Consider the following 20,147-nt stretch of genomic DNA (forward strand, 5'->3'; position numbering starts at 1 on the left):
GGCGTTCCGCCCTGACCAGCGCGGATTGTGCGGACGCGGCTCGTGGGGCGCTACCACTATGCTCTGCCTGCGATGACTCTTACCGACCGGTTGCCGGCCTCCCCCGATCCCGACCTCCTCTACGACACCTTCGCCGAGTGGGCGCAGGAGCGGGGGCTGTCGTTGTACCCGGCGCAGCAGGAGGCGTTGATCGAGATCGTCTCCGGCTCGAACGTCATCCTCAGCACACCGACCGGCTCCGGTAAGAGCCTGGTCGCCATCGGTGCCCACTTCGCGGCGCTCGCGGAGGGCAAGCGGACCTTCTACACCGCGCCCATCAAGGCCCTGGTGTCGGAGAAGTTCTTCGCCCTGATCGACACGTTCGGCGCGGAGAACGTCGGCATGATGACCGGCGACGCCAGCGTCAACGAGACCGCGCCGATCATCTGCTGCACCGCCGAGATCCTGGCCAACATCGCGCTGCGCGACGGGACGCAGGCCGACGTCGGCCAGGTCGTGATGGACGAGTTCCACTTCTACTCCGAGCCGGACCGCGGCTGGGCGTGGCAGGTGCCGCTGATCGAACTGCCGCAGGCGCAGTTCCTGCTGATGTCGGCGACGCTGGGCGACGTCGCGTTCTTCGAGAAGGACCTGACCCGCCGCACCGACCGCACGACCACGGTGGTCCGCTCCGCCGAACGCCCGGTCCCGCTGAACTTCCAGTACGTCACCACCCCGCTGCACGAGACGATCGAAGAGCTCCTGCACGGCCGCGAAGCGCCGATCTACGTCGTCCACTTCACCCAGGCGTCCGCGCTGGAACGCGCCCAGTCGCTGATGAGCGTGAACGTCGCCACCCGCGCCGAGAAGGACGCCATCGCGTCCATGATCGGCCGGTTCCGGTTCACCTCGGGCTTCGGCAAGACGCTGTCCCGGCTGGTGCGGCACGGTATCGGCGTGCACCACGCGGGGATGCTGCCGAAGTACCGGCGGCTGGTGGAGCAGTTGGCGCAGGCCGGCCTGCTGAAGGTCATCTGCGGCACGGACACCCTCGGCGTCGGCATCAACGTGCCGATCCGCACGGTCGTGTTCACCGCGCTGTCGAAGTACGACGGCCAGCGCACCCGCCACCTCAAGGCGCGCGAGTTCCACCAGATCGCGGGCCGGGCGGGCCGGGCGGGCTACGACACCGTCGGCACGGTCGTGGTGCAGGCGCCCGACCACGTGGTGGAGAACGAGAAAGCGCTGGCCAAGGCGGGTGACGACCCGAAGAAGCGGCGCAAGGTGGTGCGCAAGAAGGCGCCCGAGGGTTTCGTGTCGTGGAGCGACCAGACGTTCGAGCGGCTGAAGAACGCCGAGCCGGAGGCGCTGACGTCCAGCTTCCAGGTCAGCCACGCCGTGCTGCTCAACGTGATCGGCAGGCCCGGCGACGCGTTCGGCGCGATGCGGCACCTGCTGGAGGACAACCACGAGGACCGGCCCGCGCAGCGCAGGCACATCCTGCGGGCCATCCAGATGTACCGGGGCCTGCTGGCCGCGGGCGTGGTGGAGCGGCAGAACGGCGACATCCGGCTCACCGTGGACCTCCAGGTGAACTTCGCGCTCAACCAGCCGCTGTCGCCGTTCGCGCTGGCCGCGATCGAACTGCTGGACCGGGAGTCGCCGAGCTACCCGCTCGACGTGCTGTCGGTGGTCGAGTCCACTCTGGACGACCCGCGCCAGGTGCTGTCCGCGCAGGAGCACAAGGCGCGCGGCGAGGCCATCGGCGCGATGAAGTCCGAGGGCATCGAGTACGACCAGCGGATGGAGCTGCTGGAGGAGGTGACGTACCCGAAGCCGCTCTCCGAGCTGCTGGAGGCGGCGTTCACCACCTACCGGCGCGGGCACCCGTGGGTCGCCGACCACCACCTGTCGCCGAAGTCCGTGGTGCGGGACATGTTCGAGCGGGCGATGACGTTCGCCGAGTACGTGTCCTACTACCAGCTGGCGCGCTCCGAGGGCCTGGTGCTGCGGTACCTGGCCGACGCGTACAAGGCGCTGCGGCAGACTGTGCCCGAGGACGCCAAGACCGAGGAGCTGAGCGACCTCCAGGAGTGGCTGGGCGAGCTGGTCCGCCAGGTCGACTCCAGTCTCTTGGACGAGTGGGAGAAGCTGCGCAACCCCGCCGAAGAGGCGGCGGAGACGTCGCTGAGCGACACCCCGCCCGCGGTCACCGGCAACGTGCGGGCGTTCCGGGTGCTGGTGCGCAACGCGCTGTTCCGGCGGGTGGAGCTGGCGGCGCGGCGCAACTACTACGAGCTCGGCCAGCTGGACGGCGAGGCGGGCTGGACCGCCGAGGAGTACCAGGACGCGCTGGAGCCGTACTTCGAGGAGCACGACGAGATCGGCATGGGCCCGGACGCGCGCGGCCCGGCGCTGCTGGTGATCACCCAGGAGCCGGGGCTCTGGCGGGTGCGGCAGATCTTCGACGACCCGGCGAAGGACCACGACTGGGGCCTCACCGCCGAGATCGACCTGGCCGAGTCCGACGAGATCGGCACGGCCGCGGTGCGGATCACCGAAGTCGGCAGGCTGTAGGCGCCACCGGGGCCGTCGGGGCGGAGTCCATCCGGTGGTACTCCGGTGCGAACCGGGGTACCAGCATGTCAAGGTCGGGAGAGATCGGAGGCGGTTGACCCTGTCGCAGGACGAGTTCGGCGTGCTGGGGTCCCTCGTGGTCCGCCGGAACGGCCGTTCCGTCCCGGTCACCGCCGCCAAGCACCGCATCGTCCTGGCGACCCTGCTGCTGGGCGCGAACCGCTCGGTGCCCGCGAGCGACCTGATCCGCCGGGTGTGGGGCGAGACGCCGCCGGACCGCGCCGCGCAGACGCTGCCGGTGTACGTGATGCGGTTGCGGCGCACGCTCGGCGAGCCGCAGCTCATCCACACCACGCCGACCGGCTACCGGATCGACCTGCCGCCCGACGCGCTGGACCTGCACCGGTTCGAGGCGTTGGCCGACGAGGGTGCGGCGCTGGCCGCCGCCGAGGACTTCACGGCCGCCGCGGCGGTGTACGAACGGGCGCTGGAGTGCTGGCACGGACCGCCGCTGGCGGACGTGCCGTCGGAGTCGCTGCACGAGACGGAGGCGCCGAACCTCGCCGAGCAGCGGTTGCGGGTGATCTCCGAGCTGGCGGACGTGAAGCTGCGGCTGGGCCGGTGCGACGAGGTGATCGCGGACCTGCGCCGGCTGACCGCGCAGCACCCGTTGCGGGAGCGGTTCTGGTCGCAGCTGATGGTGGCGCTGTACCGGGTGGACCGGCAGGCCGACGCGCTGGACGCGTACCGGCAGGCGTCGACGGCGTTGGCGCGTGAGCTGGGCGTGGACCCGAGCGACTCGCTGCGCGCGGTGCACCACGCGATCCTCACCGGTGACCCGGCGCTGCACCAGCCGGCCGCGAGCAAGTGGGCGCCGGTGTCGCAGCTGCCCGCGCCGGTGGGCAACTTCGTGGGGCGCGGCGCGGAGCTGACCCGGGTGACCGGGCTGCTGACGCGTGCGCCGGCGACCGTGGTGGTGTGCGGGCCGCCTGGGGTGGGCAAGACGGCGTTCGCCATCTCGGTGGGGCACGCGGTGCGCGACCGGTACCCGGACGGTCAGCTGTACGTGAACCTGCGCGGGCACTCCACGTCACCGCCGCTGTCGACGTCGGCCGTGCTGGCGCGGTTCCTGCGGGCGATGGACGTGCGGGCCGACCACATCCCGGTGGACGAGGAGGAGCTGGTCCGCGGCTACCGGGCCCGGCTGCGCGGACGGCGGGTGCTGATCACGCTGGACAACGCGGCGTCGGTCGACCAGGTGCTGCCGCTGCTGCCCGGCGACCCCGGCTGCTCGGTGGTGATCACCAGCCGCAACGAGCTGCGGCTGCCCGCCACGACGGTGCGGCTGGACGTGCTGCGCGGTGACGAGGCGTGGAAGCTGCTGGCCCGGACACTCGGGCCGGAGGCGGCGGTGGCGGAGTTCGACGCGCTCGGCGAGCTGGCCCGGCTGTGCGGGTACCTGCCGCTGGCGCTGCGGATCGCGTTGGGGAACCTGGTCGGATCGCCGCACGCGGACATCGCGTCGTACGTGGAGGAGTTGCGCGGCGGTGACCGGCTGACCGCGCTGGCGGTGGACAACGACGACACGGCGGCGGTGCGGCGGGCGTTCGACCTGTCGTACGCGGCGTTGACGCCGGACGCGGCGCGGCTGTTCCGGCTGGCGGGGCTGATGCCGGGGCCGGATTTCAGCGTGTTCGGCGCGGCGGCGCTGCTGGACGCGCCGGAGGACGTGGCGCGCGGGCTGCTGGAGGACCTGGCGTCGGCGCACCTGGTGCAGCGGGTCGGGGTGGACCGGTTCGCGCTGCACGACCTGCTGCACGACTACGCGGCGGACCGGGCCGCGGCGGCGGACGAGGACGTGGAGTCGGCGCGGCGGCGGCTGTTCGACTGGTACCTGCGCACCGCGATCGAGGTCGGTGACGTGCTGTACCCGGAGCTCGGCGTGTCCGGGCCGCCCCGGATGAGCCCGGACGTGGCCAGGGCGTGGCTGGACGCGGAGCGGGCCAGCGTGCTGGCGGCGACCGAGCACTGCGCGGCGCACGGGCCGTTGCCGATGGCCTGGCAGCTGATCAACGCGGTGAGCGGGTACCTCGGGTCGCACGGGCACCACGTGGAGTTCCTGAGCGCCATCGACGCGGCGCTGGGCGCGGCCAGGACGGCCGGCGACCGCGACGCGGAGACGCGGATGCTGATGTGGCTGGCGACGGAGCACCGGAACCTGGGCAACCTGCGCGCGGCGCAGCGGTACATCCAGTCCAACCGGCCCTCCGAACGGGTGGAGTGGCTGCACGTCGGGCTGGTCGGGATCGTGCACATGGAGCTCGCCGACTTCCCGACCGCGCTCGCGTCGTTCGAGCGGATGATGGAGCTGGGCGAGCGGGAAGGCGCCCTGCCGCACGTGCGGATCTCGGCGCTGGCCGGGCTCGGCGCGGTGCGGCTGATGCGCGGTGAGCTGGAGGCGGCCGAGGCGCTGCTGACGGAAGGGCTCGAACTGGCCCGCGCGGCGGACGGGGTGAACATCGAGGCCGCCTGCGCCGCGATACTCGGGCGGTGCCGCACGGCGGCCGGCGACTACCGGCAGGCGGTCGAGTTCCTGCGCCACGCGTTGGCCGCCTGGTACCGCAGCGGGGCGCGGCACTCACGAGCCGAGAACATGGCCCACCTGGCGGCGGCGCTGTGCCTCGACGGGGAGCACGCGGAGGCACTGCGGGCGGCCCAGCGGGCACTGGCGCTGGTGCAGGAGCTGGGCGGGAGTCCGCGGATCGAGTCGGAGGTGCACAACGCCCTGGGCCTGGTCCTGCGGCACCTCGGCGAACCCTCCCGCGCCGTGGCGGCCCACCTGCGCGCGCTGGAACTGGCCGCGTCGGCGGACTACCGCTACGGCGTGGTCCGGTCGCACGTCCACCTGATCCGCGCCCTGGCCGCCGACGGCCGCCACGCCGAAGCCCTCCACCACGCCCGCACCGGCCACGACCTCGCCTCGAACAGCGGCTTCGGCGAGTTCGAACAGATGGCCGCCACCGCCCTGGCCGACCTGACGTGAACCATCCCCCGCGCGTCGACGTAATTGTGTGAAAATGCGGGCGGTGACCGGGGGGTGTCGTGGGTGTTTCGGTTTCGACTGCCAATTGAGACCACTCCTCCGGGTCGTTGACCTGCTCGTCGTGGAACGAGAGCATCGGGTTTCGATACTTCGACGGCTCACTTGTGGGGGATGTCATGGATTCCGATCCGCACGTCGGCCTGGCGCGGATCGCGGACGTGACGCCCCGCACTTCCGCCGAATTGGTCTCCGCGCTCACCGAGTTGGCCCGCATGGCGAACGAGTGGTCGGACGTGGTGCGCGGGTTGCAGGAACCGACCCGTCGGATGGTCGGCAGCGCGGCGGCGGCGTCCGTGTCGCTGGCCGCCCGCCGGGCCGAGGAGGCGTTCCTCGAACTGGAGATGACGCTCGGTGACGCGCAGGCGGCGCGGCGGTCATTGCCCTTGGCCACCCCGAAGGGTGAGGATAGGCGTCCGGTGGTCTAATCGCCGACGCTGCCGACCACACCGCATTGGAACTCCATGACCTCAGGACTTCCCTGCCCTCTCTGCGAGGGCCCGGAGCGCCGTGGGGCGCTTGAGCGCACGCTGCGGGTGCTCGCCGTGGACGACGAGGCCCCCGCGCTCGAAGACCTCGTCTACCTGCTCCGCTCCGATCCGCGTGTCGCCCACGTCGAGGGGGTCACGGACGCCACCAAGGCGTTGCGGACCCTGCACCGGGCCATGGACGCCGGCCAGCCGGTCGACGCCGTGTTCCTCGACATCCGGATGCCCGGACTGGACGGGCTGGACCTCGCCCGCGTGCTGTCCCGGTTCGCCCAGCCGCCGCGCATTGTTTTCGTCACCGCGCACCAGGAACCGGCGGTCGAGGCTTTCGAACTGAAAGCGCTCGATTACCTGCTCAAGCCCGTTCGGGCGGAGCGGTTGGCCGAGTCGGTGCACCGGATCGTGCACGAAGTGCTCGATTCGAAGACGGTGGAACCGACCACGACCGCGCCGGCCGAGAAAACCCCCGATGTGGGTGACGAGGTCATTCCGGTCGAACTCGGGGGCATCACCCGGTTCATCCGCCTGGCCGACATCCGGTACGTCGAGGCGCACGGTGATTACGCCCGCCTGCACACGGCGACCGGGAGTGGATTGGTACGCGCCGCGCTCAACGGGTTGGAAGAGCGGTGGCGGTCCGCCGGGTTCGTGCGCATCCACCGCAGTCACCTCGTGTCACTCGGGCACATCGACGAACTGCGGCTGGAGGACGGCCACCTGAGCGTCAACATCGGCGGCGCGGTGCTACCGGTCAGCCGGCGGCACGCCCGGCACCTCCGGCAACTGCTGGTGCGCCGCAACCGGCAGCCGTCGTGACCTCCCCGCAGCGCCCCCACACCCAACGGGTGGTGGTGACGAGCCCGCGCACCCGCGCGCCGCGCGCTCCCCGCCCGTACCCCGCGTCGCGGGAGATCGACGAGCAGAGCGAGTTGGGCGCGGTCTACATGCGGTCGCTGATCCGGACGCAGCGGCGGCTCGGGCTGCTGCTGTGCGCGGTGGTGTGCGGGAGCGTCGCGGCCCTGCCGCTGGTGTTCACGCTCGCGCCGTCCGTCGCCGCCGAACGGCTCCTGGGCCTGCCGCTGCCGTGGCTGCTGCTGGGCTTCCTGGTGTTCCCCGTGTTCGTGCTCGCGGGCTGGTTCTACGTGCGCCAGGCCGAGCGCGGCGAGCGGGAGTTCGCGGAACTCGTGGAGCGTTCGTGAGCAGTACGTACGGCATCATCGCGGTGTTGGTGGTCGCGGTCGGCACGATGTTGGTGGGCACGTACGGGCTGCGGATCTCGCGGACGACGTCCGACTTCTTCGTCGCCTCGCGCACCGTGTCGCCGTGGTGGAACGCGTCGGCGATCGGGGGCGAGTACCTGTCGGCGGCGTCGTTCGTCGGCATCGCCGGGCTGATCTTCGCGCACGGACCGGACATGCTGTGGTTCCCGGTCGGCTACACGGCGGGCTACCTGGTGCTGCTCGCGCTGGTCGCCGCTCCCCTGCGGCGCAGCGGCGCGTACACGCTGCCGGACTTCGCCGAGGCGCGGTTCGCGTCGCCGGCGGTGCGGGCGGTGGCGAGCATGTTCGCGCTGGGCATCGGGTGGCTGTACCTGTTGCCGCAGTTGCAGGGCGCCGGGCTGACGTTGAACACGGTGACGGGCGCGCCGAACTGGGTGGGCGCGCTGGTGGTCGCGGTCGTGGTGACGATCAACGTGATCTCCGGCGGGATGCGCAGCATCACGTTCGTGCAGGCGTTCCAGTACTGGCTCAAGCTGACCGCGATCGCGGTGCCGGTGGTGTTCCTGGTGATGGCCTGGCACGCGCACGGCGCGCGTGACCTGAGCGGGCCGCAGCTGCCCGAGTTCCCGGAGCAGACCACGGTCACCTTCGACAGCGACACGAACTTCCAGGTGTCGGAGCCCACGGGCTACACCGGTTCGGGCCTGGTGGACGGGCAGCGGGTCGACGGCGGCGCCGAGTTGACGGCGGGCGACCACACCGTGGCCGCCGGGTCCCGGCTCACGTTCCCCGAGGGCGCGGTCGTGCCGCACGTGGTGTCGATCCCGTCGAACACCAACGACGTGTGGGCGCTGCCCATGCGCGGCGGCGAGCGATTCCCCTTGTACGCGGTGTATTCGCTGATCATCGCCACGTTCCTGGGCACCATGGGCCTGCCCCACGTGATCGTGCGCTTCTACACCAACCCGAACGGCCGCGCGGCGCGGCGGACCACGTTGATCGTGTTGGGGCTGCTGGGCGTCTTCTACCTGATGCCACCGATCTACGGCGCGCTCGGTCGCCTGTACACACCCGAGCTGCTGATGACCGGCGACACGGACGCCGTGGTGCTGGTGCTGCCGAGCCGGATGATCGACGGGCTGGGCGGGCAGTTGCTCGGCGCGCTGGTGGCCGGTGGGGCGTTCGCCGCGTTCCTGTCCACGTCGTCCGGGCTGATGGTGTCGCTGGCGGGTGTGCTGAGCCGGGACGTGCTGCGGTTGCGCGGTGTGCGCGGGTTCCGGGTGTCGACGGTGCTGGCCGTGCTGGTGCCGTTGGGCATGACGTTGCTGGTGGGCAAGGTGCCGGTGGCGGACATGGTGGGCCTGGCGTTCGCGGTGGCCGCGTCGTCGCTGTGCCCGTTGCTGGTGCTGGGCATCTGGAGCACCCGCATCACCACGGTCGGCGCGGTCGCCGGGATGGTCGCCGGCGGTCTGCCCGCGCTGGTGGCCGGTCTGGTGACGATCAGCGCCGGTGGCCGCGGCGAGTGGTACCACGTGTTCCTGGCCCGGCCCGCCGCGTGGACCGTGCCGTTGGGCTTCGTCGTGATGTACGTGGTGTCGCTGCTGACGCCGCGCAAGGTGCCGCCGGGGGTGAACCACGTCATGGTGCGCTTGCACGCGCCGGAGAACCTGGGTCTGCGCAGTCAGGACCGGTTGTGACCGCGATGTGGACGGCGGGCGCGATCCTGCTCGTCGGCCTGGCCGTGGTGATCACCCTGTGGCGGACTTCCCACGCCCGCAACGACTTCCTCACCAACGAGCAGCGGATCACGTTCGAGACGCTGCACACGGCGTGGTCCGCCGCCCCGCCGTTGCGCGCCGGGCTGGTGCCGGAGGCGGCGAAGAAGTCGGCCAAGCACCTGCGGACGTTGTTGGGCACGCCCGCGTTGGCGTTGACCGACGAGACCGAGGTGGTGGCGTGGGAGGGCGACGGCGACCACCACGCGGCCGAGGCGATGGGCCTGGCCGCCGACGTGTTCGACACCGGCCGCACGCGGGCGTTCGACATCACCTGCTCCGCGCCCGACTGCCCCGTGCACACGGCCGTCCTCGCGCCGCTGACCGTGGAGGGACGGGTGGTCGGCGTGCTCGCGGCGTACAGCCGGGAGGCGTCGGCGGGGCTGGTGCGGGCGACGAACGAGGTGGCGCGGTGGGCGTCCGGCCAGTTGGAGCTGGCCGAGCTGGACCGGTCGCGGACCCGGCTGGTGGAGGCGGAGGTGCGGGCGCTGCGGGCGCAGATCTCGCCGCACTTCATCTACAACTCGCTGTCCGCCATCGCGTCGTACGTGCGCACGGACCCGGAGCGCGCTCGCACGCTGTTGCTGGACTTCGCCGACTTCACCCGCTACTCGTTCCGCCGGGCGGGCGACTTCACCACGTTGTCGGAGGAGCTGAAGTCGATCGACCAGTACCTGGCGCTGGAACGGGCCCGGTTCGGCGAACGGCTCAAGGTGACGTTGCAGATCGCGCCCGAGGTGCTGCCGGTGACCGTGCCGTTCCTGTGCCTGCAACCGCTGGTGGAGAACGCGGTGCGGCACGGCATGGAGGGCAAGGTCGGGCCGGGGCACATCTCGATCCTGGCGGCCGACGCGGGCGAGGAAGCGCACATCACCATCGAGGACGACGGCATCGGCATGGACCCGGACGCGCTGCGCCGCACGTTGGCCGGTCAGGTCGGTGAGACGGCCGGGATAGGGCTGGGGAACATCGACGAGCGGCTGCGGCGCTGCTACGGCGACGACTACGGCCTCGTCGTGGAAACGGCGCAGGGCCTCGGGACGAAGATCAGCGTGAGGGTGCCGAAGTACCAGGCGGGCGTGCACGCCTAGCGTCCTGTCAGGTCGGAGCGCTCGACCGGGCACAGCGCTCGACCGGGCACTAGGAGTCCGCCAGCCACGCCAGCAAGCGGCCCTGCGACCAGCAGCGGCCGATGGCCTCGGCGCGCAGAGCCGACCGGTCGGACACCGCCAGGCCGATGATGCTGTGGCCGGAGGCGCGGCGATCGCCGAGTGTCGGTATCGTCGGCGCGACTCCGACCCCCTCCGCCGACACCCACGCCACCGCCCGGCCGGCCGCCGCTTCGTCGAGGCGGTGCAGGAAGCGCTGGCGGCTCTCGAGCGGGAAGCGCGACAGCGCCCACGTCGTGGTGACGACAGGCAGGGCGTCCGCGGGCACACGGGCGAAGGCGTCGGGCAACACCTCGACGGCGTCACCTCGCAGCAGCAGCGGAGGGGCCGTCGCCGCCAACGCCATCTCCGCTTCGAGCCTCGCGATCCGCTCCAGCTGATCCGGCCACAGGCAGGCGCGCAACCACCGGGCGTCATCCGCGTCGGTCACGTCGACCGGATCGAGGTCGACGCCGACCCGGGCGACGACCTCGGGCATCGCCCGCGTCGGGATGGGCCGGTCTCCCACGATCGAAGACGACATCCGCACGGGAGATGACGGGTCGCCCAGCGATTGTCCGTTGCTGTAGGTGATGCCAACGCGATCGACATTGAGATTGAGGCCGGCCGAACAGCCCACGTCGATCAGCCCGACCGCATTCGCGCCCACCCGGCGCGCCGCCTCGGCAATGGCCGGGTACAGCACGGCGCAGCGCCCGGTCTCGTTGGTCCGCGGCTGCCGGCGCACGGCGACGGCCACGACCGAGTCGGTCATTCGCAGCAGCGTGTCGATCGCCGCGCCGGCGGCAGCGTCGCCGTCCGCGGCGGCATAGGCCGCGGCAAGCGCGGGGGCGCGTCCGGCGAGGGCGAGGTCGTGCAGCGCGGCGAGGATCACCGTGGGGCTCCGCTTGCGCGCAGGCGCCGCCTCGATGGCGCGCAGCGCCTCGTCGGACTCACTCAGGGCGACGGCGACGCGCTCGTACAGCGGCGATGTCCCGGCGGCGTCGACCTCACCGAAGTGCCGGTACACCTGAGCGAGTGTGCGGGCCCTACCCACGGGGTACGGCGCTTCCTGCGGTCGGCCACGGCATCCCGACGATTCCAGCCATTGGAACGAGACCCCGCGATCAACCGGTCAGGCGATTCAGGCCGCGACCACGTCGTCCAGGCCGAGGGCCAGGGCCGCCACGCCGGCGTTGGTGAGGCGGGCGGGCGCCCGGTGACCGGGCGCGACAGGGGTTGCCGCTTCGATGAGGCCCGCGTGCACGAGGGCGCGCGCGGTGGTCGGGTCGCAGAACGGCAGACCGTCCACGCGGACGTCGGGCTCGGCGCTGCGGGTCAGGTCGACCCGGTTCGCGGCAGTCGCTCTCAACAGGGCGACTTCGCGTCTGGACAGCTCCTTCATGAGTAACACCTCCATTGGGACGAACGGCGCAGGGAACGTCCCGGTTCACATTTACAGGGACGTCCGAAGACCCACGCCGTTGCCCTGACCGTTCAGCCCGCGGCTCGGGCGCCGCGTCGTTCCGCCGCTTCCAGCACCAGCCGCAGCCACTCCGCGTCGTCCGCCGCGCCTTCCATCGCCACCCGGCGCAGCCGCAGCCACAGCCCGGCCTCGCTCCACTCCTGGAACCGCCGGTGCACGGTCGGCACGGTCACGCCGAACGTCGGCGGCAGGTGCCGCCACGCGCAACCGCTGGTCAGCACGAACACGATCGCGGTGAAGATGGCCCGGTCCGACACCCGGCCGCGTCCGCCGCCCTGGCGGCGCACCTTCGCGGGCGGGATCAGCGGCTCGACCACGGCCCACAGCGACGGCGGCACCAGGCGCACGGCCAGCTGCTCGATCACGTCGGCGTGCGGCGGTCGGGGAGGCGTTTCCGGCGCCCGGCGCACCCACGGCTCCTGGCGCTGGGCGTCACCGCGCTGGCGGGCGCGCAGCAACATGGCCAGGGCGTCGTCGGTGCGCCTGGGCGCGACCGCGGGGTGCGTGTGCTGCTGCACCTGGCGGGCGATCTCCGCGCCCACCGTTCGACCGAACGGCTGCGCAGGTCGTACGTAGTTGGTCATCAGGTCCTCCGCCCAGGACGTCGTGATGCCCATCACGCTAGGAACACGGACGCTCCCTGGTAAGGGAACGCGCGACGAACGGGAGTGGTCCAGCGTCACGCGGACACCCGTGTTCCGCCGAACGGCTCCACAGGAGCGACGAGCGGATGAACGGTCATGTGAGCGCTAACTTTCCCGAGACCGCAATCGCCCGGATACGCTCGGTCGTGTGACGACTCCGCCGCGACTCCTCGCCACCAGCGACCTGCACGTGACTTACCAGCAGAACCGCGACATCGTCGAAGCGATCCGGCCGCACTCCCCCGACGACTGGCTGATCGTCGCGGGCGACGTGGCGGAGAAGTTCGACGACATCGAGTGGGCGCTTGGCGTGCTGCGCGGCCGGTTCGCCAAGGTGGTCTGGTCGCCGGGCAACCACGAGCTGTGGACCACGAAGGACGACCCGGCGCAGGCACGCGGCGAGATGCGCTACAAGCAGCTGGTGGAGCTGTGCCGGAGCATCGACGTGCTCACGCCCGAGGACGAGTTCGCGGTGTTCGAGGGTGCCGGCGGGCCGGTGGCGGTGGCGCCGCTGTTCACACTGTACGACTACACGTTCCGGCCGGCGGGCACGACGGACAAGGCGTCCGCGCTGGCCGTCGCCCAGGAGGCCGGCGTCATCTGCACCGACGAGTACTTCCTGCACCCGGACCCGTACCCGAGCCGTGAGGCGTGGTGCGCGGCGCGGCTCGAGGAGACCGAGCGGCGGTTGCTCTCCGTCGAACCTGCGTTGCGCACGGTGCTGATCAACCACTGGCCCCTCGTGCGCGATCCCACGTTCATCCTGCGGTATCCCGAATTCGCCTTGTGGTGCGGCACCGAGCGGACCGCGGACTGGCACCTGCGGTTCCGCGCGGCGGTGATGGTCTACGGGCACCTGCACATCCCGCGCACGATCCGCAAGGACGGCGTCCGCTTCGACGAGGTGTCGCTCGGCTACCCGCGGGAGTGGCAGCCGCGCGGCTGGACCGCGGCGCCGCTGCTGGACGTGCTGCGTGAGGGGGACGCCCGGTGATCACCGACCTGCTCGCACCCCCGGTGTCGGCGTTCGAGGTCTTCGGCGACCCGGACACCGTGGTCCTGTTCCCCGAAGAGGAGGAACACATCGCGCGATCGGTGGACAAGAGGAAGAAGGAGTTCACCACCGGGCGGCACTGCGCGCGCACGGCGCTGGCGGCCCTCGGGTACCCGCCCGTGCCGCTGCTGCCCGGACCGAAGCGCGAGCCGTCGTGGCCGGCAGGGGTCGTCGGCAGCATCACGCACTGCAAGGGCTACCGCGCGGCGGCCGTGGGCCGGACCTCGGACGTGTGGACCATCGGTATCGACGCCGAGCCGAACGAGCCGACGCCGTCCGGGGTGCTGGAGGCCATCGCGGTGCCCGGCGAACTGGCCCGGATGGGCGAGCTGAGGGCGTCCGGCGACAAGGTGGCGTGGGACCGGCTGCTGTTCAGCGCGAAGGAATCCGTCTACAAAGCGTGGTTCCCGCTGGCGCGGACGTGGCTGGGGTTCGAGGATGCGGAGGTGGCCATCAACCCGGACGACGGCACGTTCACCGCGAGGATCCTCGTCGAGGCGCCGGTGGTGGACGGCGTGGCGTTGGACGGGTTCACCGGTCGCTGGCTCGCGCGGGAGGGGTTTGTGGTGACCGCGATCGCGGTACCCGCGCGCTGATGATCAAGGCTGGAAGGCGGCGGCGGTTATGGGCGACGAGGTCGGGCGACAGGAGTTCACCCGCGACGACCGCACGCGGTACCGCACCAAGGTGCGTCGCTGCCTGGACGTGTTCGCCCGGATGCTGAAGGAGTCGCGGTTCGAGTTCGACCGGCCGACGACCGGGCTGGAGATCGAGCTCAACCTGGTCGACGACGCGGGCGACCCGGCGATGCGCAACGCCGAGGCGTTGGCGGCCATCGCCGACCCGGATTTCGTGACCGAACTCGGCCAGTGGAACCTGGAGATCAACGTCGCGCCCCGGCTGCTGACCGGCGGCGGGGTCACGGCCTTCGAGGAGGTCGTGCGGAGGTCGTTGAACGAGGCCGAGCACAAGGCGCGCGGCGTGGACGCGCACATGGTGATGATCGGGATCCTGCCGACGTTGCAGCCCAAGCACCTGGCCGTGACCGCGCTGTCCGGGAACCCGCGGTACGCGTTGTTGAACGAACAGGTGCTGGCGGCGCGCGGCGAGGACATCCAGATCGCGATCAGCGGGGTCGAGCGGTTGCAGATGACCGCGGACTCGATCGTGCCGGAGGGCGCGTGCACGAGCACGCAGTTCCACCTGCAGGTGTCGCCGGACTCGTTCGCGGCGTACTGGAACGCGGCGCAGGCGATCGCGGGCGTGCAGGTCGCGGTCGGCGCCAACTCGCCGTTTTTACTGGGCAAGGAGCTGTGGCGGGAGACCCGGATCGCGTTGTTCCAGCAGGCCACGGACACGCGCAGCGACGAGCTGAAGGAGCAGGGCGTCCGGCCGCGGGTGTGGTTCGGGGAGCGGTGGATCACGTCGATCTTCGACCTGTTCGAGGAGAACGTGCGGTACTTCCCGGCGTTGCTGCCGATCTGCGACGAGGAAGACCCTTTGCAGGTGCTGGAGCGGGGTGACACGCCGGCGCTGGCCGAGCTGCGGTTGCACAACGGCACCATCTACCGGTGGAACCGGCCGGTGTACGACGTGGTGCGGGACCAGCCGCACCTGCGGGTGGAGAACCGGACGTTGCCGGCGGGGCCGACGGTGGTCGACATGCTGGCGAACGGGGCGTTCTACTACGGGCTGGTGCGGATGCTGGCCGAGGAGGAACGGCCGGTGTGGTCGCAGATGTCGTTCAGCGCGGCGGAGGAGAACTTCACGGCCGGTGCGCGGGCGGGGATCGACGCGCAGGTGTACTGGCCGGGGCTGGGCACCGTGCCGGTGGCGGAGCTGGTGCTGCGCCGCCTGCTGCCGCTGGCGCACGAGGGGCTGGTGCGGCTGAAGGTCGACACGGCCGAGCGGGAGCGGCTGCTCGGGGTGATCGAGCAGCGGTGCCTGACCGGCGTGAACGGCGCGACCTGGCAGGCCCGGTCGTTCCACCACCACTACGACCACACGGCACTGGACCGGCCGGAGGCGTTGCGGCGGATGCTGCGTTCGTACCGGGACCTCATGCACACCAACGAGCCCGTGCACACCTGGCCGGTGTCCTGAGGAGGCTTCAGCGCGTCGACAGCGGGACCCTGCGGAGGTGCGTGCTCGCGTTCCACGCCGACACCAACCCCGGCAGCAGCACGTGCCACGGCAGGCGGGCCAGCACGTCCCGCCGCACGGCGAGCACGATCCGCCCCGACGTGCCGCCGTCGAACCACACCACCCGTAACGGCGCGTCGCCCGGCACGTCCTCCTGCCCGGCACCTCCCAGGGCGGCATCCTCAAGGGCGGTATCGGACTGCGACACCACCCTGCGGACGCAGGACTCGGCCGTGAACCCGTCCGACCGCAGCACCTCGTGCCGCACGAACAGGGACCTCACGGCGGCGACCAACCGTCGCTCACCCAGATCCGCGCGCACCTGCAACGTCATGGACTCGTACCCGGCGATCGGGACAGACCGTGTGGACACGCGGAAGCCTTCCGTCATAGTTAGGTAACCCTAACTTAGCACTCCGGCGTCGGTCCGCGGACGATCTGGGCGAACTCCTGCGGCGATCGGGGTGTGTGGGCGATCACGGGCGACGGAGGCGGGCCTGCTCGCTCTCCGCCGCCGCGCGATCGGTGCCTGAGCCTCGGGGGGCCGAGCCGCCCCGCCGCCGGTCCGTCCAGCGTGTTCAGCTCCGACACCACGGCGTCCTGGGACAGTCGCAGTTCGTACTCGACCGTGTCGTGGGCCAGCGACACGAACGCGGCGCTGCGACCGGTCTCCCGTCCACCGGGGCACGTGGCGATGGAGCGCCAGTCGCTCCAACCCGCACTCGTCCGGACCCGGATCCCGCCGGTGGCGGTGCCCAGGACGCTCAGGTGCGTCGGCGTCACCTCGCCGGCCTCCAAGCGGTGCGTTCCGGAGCCGAGTGCCCTGGCGCGGTGCAGGGTTTCCGGCAGCACCCGTTCTTCGGCGGCGGTCGCGGTTTCCCGCCCGACCGCGACCGCCGCCGACCGCTGCGGCGACCCCGAGCCCGCCCTTGACCGCCATCCGTCGCGACAGCACCGGCATGCGTCTTCCCCGTTCACTCGAATGCGCTCTTGCGCATCGCATGGCGGGTCTGAACGGACCAGTGGCCGCTGGGCTGAACATCCGCATTTTGCGGAAACTTCCCGTGCCGAATCGGCTCCGGTCGACGGCGGTGCGGCCAGTACGACGGCGGTGCGGCTAGTAGTCGTCGCCGCCGAAGAACGTCTCCTCCAACCGGTCCGCCGTGCCCGCGAGCAGCGCCAGCGGTTCGGTGAACTCGTGGATGTCCAGGTCCACCAACGGCAACGAGTGCCGCAGCACGACGTGGTCCCCCATGATCGCCGCGCCGCACGCGATGGTCGAGTTGCCGACCTCGGTGAGGAACGCGTGCAGGTCCACGCTCGTCGCCAGCCCGATCGGCGACGCGATCTGCACCCACTCGTGCAGCTTGTCGAGCACTTCGCGGACCAGGATGACTACCTGGGTCCGCTCGTCGTCCTCGTCGAACTGCTCGAAGTTGAACAGGATCCGGATCTCGTCCTCGTTCTCCGAGATCACGTCATAGGTGTCGTGCACGTATGCGGCGAGGTCGCCCCAAGTGGCCATGCGATCACCCTACGGGCGCGACGGCCGCCCACACCGCATCCCCGACCAGATCCGCCGCCACGTCCAGGTCGAGACCACCCATCAGGTAACGCCGGGCGCACTCGTGCGCGGGACCCATCACCACGGGGTCCAGCGCCCACAACGGAACCTCGCGCAGCTCGCCCGCCGCCATCCGGGCCGCGAACCAGCGCGCGACCGGCTCGAACACCTCCGCCTTCACGGCGGGATCGGCGGTCGACGGCGCGCCGTACAGGAACCGGGCCCGGCCGGGGTGCTCGACGACCCACCCCAGGTACCGCGCCACCACCGCCCGCACGGCCTTCTCCGCGTCGCCGACGTCCAGCGCGGGGATCATCGCGGCGACGCAGTGCGCGAAGCTCTCCCCGTGCAGCACGGCGAACAGCCCGGCCCGGCTGCCGAAGTGGTGGTAGACGCTGCCGTTGGAGACGCCGGAACGGGCGGTCAACGCGCTGATCGTGACCGCGTCCAGCCCTCCCTCGTCGACCAGCGCGAGCGCCGCGTCCAGCACAGCCCGCTGCCCCGTCGATCTCACCGCGTTAGAGTACCGCTCTAGAGCGCCGCTCCCCCCAGGAGGTCACCGTGGCCCGTTCCATTCCCGATCTGCTGCGCGAACGGGTGCGTGCCACCCCGGACGCCGAGGCGCTGCGCTACCGCACCGGTGACTCGTGGACGTCGCTGACGTGGACCGACGTCGGCGAACACGTGCGCAGGCGTGCGTTGGGGTTCCGCGAGCTGGGTGTGCGGGACGAGGCGCGCGTCGCGATCATGGCCACGACGAGCGTGGACTGGATCCTCACCGACCTGGCCGTGCTGGCGGCGGGCGGCGTGACGACGACCATCTACCCCAGCAGCACGCCGGACGTCGTCGCGCACATCGTCCGCGACTCCGAGAGCGTCTTCGTGGTCGCCGACCCGGAGTTGGCCGGCAAGGTCGACGCGAAGGTGATCACGCCGGACTGGGAGCCGAAACCGGTGGCCGATTCGGCGGCGGACGCCGTCTACGACGCCATGGTGGACGAGCTGACGCCGGACCGGCTGGCCACGCTGATCTACACCTCCGGCACCACGGGCACGCCCAAGGGCGTCGAGCTGACCCACGACAACTGGCTGCACACCGCGGAGGCGATCAGCGACCTCGGCATCCTGACGCCGGACGACCTGCACTTCCTGTGGCTGCCGATGTCCCACGCGTTCGGCAAGGTGCTCCAGGTCGCCATGCTCGCGACCGGCGCGCCCACCGCCGTTGACGGCGACGTGGACCGGATCGCGGCCAACCTGCTGGAGCTGCGCCCGACCGTGGTGGCCGCCGCGCCGCGGATCTTCGAGAAGATCCACCAGCGCGTCGTCGCTTCGATGCGCGAGACGGGCGGGGTGAAGGCGAAGCTGTTCGACTGGGCGTTGGCGGTGGCCGAGCACCCGGAGTGGCGGATCCGCCGCCGGATCGCCGACAAGCTCGTGTTCAGCAAGCTGCGGGAACGGGTCGGCGGCCGGATCAAGTACTTCGTGTCCGGCTCCGCGCCGCTGTCCCGGCCGGTCGGCGAGTTCTTCGACCGCGCGGGCATCACGATCCTGGAGGGCTACGGCCTGACCGAGTCGTCGGCGGCGTCGTTCGTGAACCGGCCCGGCGCGAACAAGCTGGGCACGGTCGGCCGTCCGCTGCTCGGCACCGAGGTGCGCATCGCCGAGGACGGCGAGGTGCTGATCGGCGGGCGCGGCATCATGCGCGGCTACCACAACCTGCCGGAGGAGACCGCCGAGACGCTGCGGGACGGCTGGCTGCACACCGGCGACATCGGTGAGCTGGACGAGGCAGGCCGGTTGCGCATCACCGACCGGAAGAAGGAGCTGATCAAGACCTCCGGCGGCAAGTACGTCGCGCCGCAGGCGGTGGAGGGGCTGATCAAGTCCAACAGCCCGTACATCGGGAACGTGCTGGTGCACGGCGACCGGCGCAACTACTGCGTCGCGCTGGTCACCATCGACCCCGACCTCGCGCCCGCCGACCTCGACGCGGACGCCGAGGTCGGACAGGCCGTCAAGGCCGCCAACGACAAGCTGGCCAGGCACGAGACGATCAAGAAGTTCGCCGTGCTCCCGAAGGACTTCACGGTGGCCGACGGCACCCTCACGGCGAGCCTGAAGATGCGCCGCAAGGAGATCGAGAGCCGCTACCGGGAGGTGTTGGACAGCTTGTACTCGGACTGAGCCGGCTCCACCGACCGGTCCGCGGGATCCGCCACGGGCCGGGCCCGGTGGGCAGGTCGGTGGGCGGGCCGGGCCACGGCGATCGCCCACACACTGGCCACGAGCACGGCCACCACCTCGGTGAACACCAGCAGCCGCTCGATGTACCCGAGGGGGAGCACACGCCACCACGACGTGCCGACCACGAGGTTCACCAGGATCCCGTACAGGATCGGCGTGAACGCCAGCGCGGACAGCACGCCGAGCCGGAACGTCCAACGCGCGTGCCCGCCCCACACCGGGTCCCGCCGCCACGGGCGGGCCAGCAGCATCGCCGCGATCGGCAGGGCGATGAACGCCAGCAGGCTGCCGAAGCGGTGGATGCTGCCGCTGATGCTGGGGCCGATGGCCCAGTTGTTCTTGGGGAAGATCACCACCAGGGTGAGCCCGACCGACCACGCGGCGAACGCGATCGCGCCCACCGAGTTCCACTTGGCCATCCCTCTGCGCACCAGCACGGTGAGGGTCGCGGCCGACCCGAGCACCAGCAGCACGACACCCGTGTCGAACACCCAGCGGTACGGCCCGAGGGCGTACTCGCTGATGGTGCGGCGCAGGTGCCTGGTGGACTCGGTGAGGCCGTACAGGTCGAGTCCCCCGATGAGGGCGACGGTCAGCAGGACTGCGACAGCGCCCCCGAGGGCGACGAAGCGGGCCGGGGAACGGGTCGGAGCGAGTTCAGCGGTCAGCACACCCGGCAGAACGGACCGTGACCGGGGTGTTGTTCCGCCGTTCAGGGAACCG

Annotated in this window: 18 protein-coding genes and 1 pseudogene; 11 read left to right on the top strand and 8 right to left on the bottom strand. The window is 71.3% G+C overall.

The features are described 5' to 3' along the window. The first annotated feature begins 72 nt into the window (after positions 1 to 72). The 7 genes from FM051_RS36850 (at position 73) to FM051_RS36880 (ending at position 10,230) form a co-directional block, all read left to right on the top strand. A complete protein-coding gene (locus tag FM051_RS36850) occupies positions 73 to 2,556 on the top strand; it encodes a DEAD/DEAH box helicase (RefSeq protein ID WP_158851540.1) in 2,484 nt (827 codons plus the stop codon). 94 nt (positions 2,557 to 2,650) lie between these two features. Further along, positions 2,651 to 5,599, top strand: a complete 2,949-nt coding sequence (locus FM051_RS53385; RefSeq protein ID WP_158851541.1) for an AfsR/SARP family transcriptional regulator — start codon at positions 2,651 to 2,653, stop codon at positions 5,597 to 5,599. A 176-nt stretch (positions 5,600 to 5,775) separates the two neighbouring features. Then, positions 5,776 to 6,084 carry a hypothetical protein gene (locus FM051_RS36860; RefSeq protein WP_158851543.1) on the top strand — a complete coding sequence of 103 codons (309 nt, stop codon included), beginning with the start codon at positions 5,776 to 5,778 and terminating at the stop codon, positions 6,082 to 6,084. 36 nt (positions 6,085 to 6,120) lie between these two features. Continuing rightward, the gene (locus FM051_RS36865; protein WP_202919203.1) at positions 6,121 to 6,960 is read left to right on the top strand and encodes a LytR/AlgR family response regulator transcription factor; all 840 of its coding nucleotides are present in this window, start codon (positions 6,121 to 6,123) and stop codon (positions 6,958 to 6,960) included. Then, the gene (locus FM051_RS36870; RefSeq protein ID WP_158851545.1) at positions 6,957 to 7,343 is read left to right on the top strand and encodes a DUF485 domain-containing protein; all 387 of its coding nucleotides are present in this window, start codon (positions 6,957 to 6,959) and stop codon (positions 7,341 to 7,343) included. The genes FM051_RS36865 and FM051_RS36870 overlap by 4 nt, the downstream gene beginning before the upstream one ends. Next, positions 7,340 to 9,061: a sodium/solute symporter gene (locus tag FM051_RS36875; protein ID WP_158851547.1), complete on the top strand. Its 1,722-nt coding sequence runs from the start codon at positions 7,340 to 7,342 to the stop codon at positions 9,059 to 9,061. Before FM051_RS36870 ends, FM051_RS36875 begins: the two co-directional genes overlap by 4 nt. Positions 9,062 to 9,066: 5 nt before the next feature. Further along, positions 9,067 to 10,230, top strand: a complete 1,164-nt coding sequence (locus tag FM051_RS36880) for a GAF domain-containing sensor histidine kinase (protein ID WP_158851735.1) — start codon at positions 9,067 to 9,069, stop codon at positions 10,228 to 10,230. 49 nt (positions 10,231 to 10,279) lie between these two features. Here the strand turns inward: FM051_RS36880 and FM051_RS36885 are convergent, their stop codons facing one another. The 3 genes and pseudogenes from FM051_RS36885 to FM051_RS52325 all read right to left on the bottom strand — a co-directional run. Continuing rightward, positions 10,280 to 11,317, bottom strand: a complete 1,038-nt coding sequence (locus FM051_RS36885; RefSeq protein WP_202919204.1) for a DUF2332 domain-containing protein — start codon at positions 11,315 to 11,317, stop codon at positions 10,280 to 10,282. A gap of 114 nt (positions 11,318 to 11,431) precedes the next feature. After that, on the bottom strand, positions 11,432 to 11,692 hold the full coding sequence (locus FM051_RS36890; RefSeq protein WP_158851551.1) for a hypothetical protein: 261 nt from the start codon (positions 11,690 to 11,692) through the stop codon (positions 11,432 to 11,434). Between the two features lie 104 nt (positions 11,693 to 11,796). Next, a pseudogene (locus tag FM051_RS52325) lies at positions 11,797 to 12,138 on the bottom strand (transposase); the annotation flags it as partial. 427 nt (positions 12,139 to 12,565) lie between these two features. On the opposite strand from FM051_RS52325, the gene FM051_RS36900 reads away from it, so the two are divergent. Genes FM051_RS36900 through FM051_RS36910 form a run of 3 tightly spaced genes read left to right on the top strand, consistent with a single transcriptional unit; the run spans position 12,566 to position 15,574 of the window. After that, complete coding sequence (locus tag FM051_RS36900; RefSeq protein ID WP_158851555.1) at positions 12,566 to 13,411, top strand: metallophosphoesterase family protein; 846 nt, start codon at positions 12,566 to 12,568, stop codon at positions 13,409 to 13,411. Continuing rightward, entirely contained in the window at positions 13,408 to 14,067 is a 660-nt protein-coding gene (locus FM051_RS36905; RefSeq protein ID WP_158851557.1) for a 4'-phosphopantetheinyl transferase family protein, read from the top strand. Before FM051_RS36900 ends, FM051_RS36905 begins: the two co-directional genes overlap by 4 nt. Positions 14,068 to 14,095: 28 nt before the next feature. Next, on the top strand, positions 14,096 to 15,574 hold the full coding sequence (locus FM051_RS36910; protein ID WP_158851559.1) for a glutamate-cysteine ligase family protein: 1,479 nt from the start codon (positions 14,096 to 14,098) through the stop codon (positions 15,572 to 15,574). A gap of 7 nt (positions 15,575 to 15,581) precedes the next feature. Here FM051_RS36910 and FM051_RS36915 read toward each other — a convergent pair whose 3' ends face one another. The 4 genes from FM051_RS36915 to FM051_RS36930 all read right to left on the bottom strand — a co-directional run bounded on the left by FM051_RS36915 (position 15,582) and on the right by FM051_RS36930 (position 17,691). Continuing rightward, entirely contained in the window at positions 15,582 to 15,986 is a 405-nt protein-coding gene (locus FM051_RS36915) for a hypothetical protein (protein WP_158851561.1), read from the bottom strand. Positions 15,987 to 16,021: 35 nt separating this feature from the next. Next, a complete protein-coding gene (locus FM051_RS36920) occupies positions 16,022 to 16,465 on the bottom strand; it encodes a hypothetical protein (RefSeq protein WP_158851563.1) in 444 nt (147 codons plus the stop codon). 265 nt (positions 16,466 to 16,730) lie between these two features. Further along, the gene (locus FM051_RS36925) at positions 16,731 to 17,138 is read right to left on the bottom strand and encodes a hypothetical protein (RefSeq protein ID WP_158851565.1); all 408 of its coding nucleotides are present in this window, start codon (positions 17,136 to 17,138) and stop codon (positions 16,731 to 16,733) included. Between the two features lie 4 nt (positions 17,139 to 17,142). Then, on the bottom strand, positions 17,143 to 17,691 hold the full coding sequence (locus FM051_RS36930; protein WP_158851567.1) for a TetR/AcrR family transcriptional regulator: 549 nt from the start codon (positions 17,689 to 17,691) through the stop codon (positions 17,143 to 17,145). A 47-nt stretch (positions 17,692 to 17,738) separates the two neighbouring features. Here FM051_RS36930 and FM051_RS36935 point away from each other — a divergent pair, with 47 nt between their 5' ends. Further along, entirely contained in the window at positions 17,739 to 19,364 is a 1,626-nt protein-coding gene (locus FM051_RS36935; protein ID WP_158851569.1) for an AMP-dependent synthetase/ligase, read from the top strand. On the opposite strand, the gene FM051_RS36940 is transcribed toward FM051_RS36935, so the two are convergent. Then, complete coding sequence (locus tag FM051_RS36940; protein WP_158851571.1) at positions 19,328 to 20,095, bottom strand: DUF998 domain-containing protein; 768 nt, start codon at positions 20,093 to 20,095, stop codon at positions 19,328 to 19,330. The two genes, FM051_RS36935 and FM051_RS36940, sit on opposite strands and share 37 nt — an antisense overlap. Positions 20,096 to 20,147: the final 52 nt, after the last annotated feature.

It is taken from the genome of Saccharothrix deserti (genome assembly GCF_009769385.1).
Taxonomy (GTDB): domain Bacteria; phylum Actinomycetota; class Actinomycetes; order Mycobacteriales; family Pseudonocardiaceae; genus Actinosynnema; species Actinosynnema deserti.

Coding starts and splice junctions, on each gene's coding strand:
- FM051_RS36850 (WP_158851540.1), top strand. CDS start 73: ATGACTCTTACCGACCGGTTGCCGGCCTCCCCCGATCCCGACCTCCTC.
- FM051_RS36860 (WP_158851543.1), top strand. CDS start 5,776: ATGGATTCCGATCCGCACGTCGGCCTGGCGCGGATCGCGGACGTGACG.
- FM051_RS36865 (WP_202919203.1), top strand. CDS start 6,121: ATGACCTCAGGACTTCCCTGCCCTCTCTGCGAGGGCCCGGAGCGCCGT.
- FM051_RS36880 (WP_158851735.1), top strand. CDS start 9,067: ATGTGGACGGCGGGCGCGATCCTGCTCGTCGGCCTGGCCGTGGTGATC.
- FM051_RS36890 (WP_158851551.1), bottom strand. CDS start 11,692: ATGAAGGAGCTGTCCAGACGCGAAGTCGCCCTGTTGAGAGCGACTGCC.
- FM051_RS36910 (WP_158851559.1), top strand. CDS start 14,096: ATGGGCGACGAGGTCGGGCGACAGGAGTTCACCCGCGACGACCGCACG.
- FM051_RS36925 (WP_158851565.1), bottom strand. CDS start 17,138: ATGGCCACTTGGGGCGACCTCGCCGCATACGTGCACGACACCTATGAC.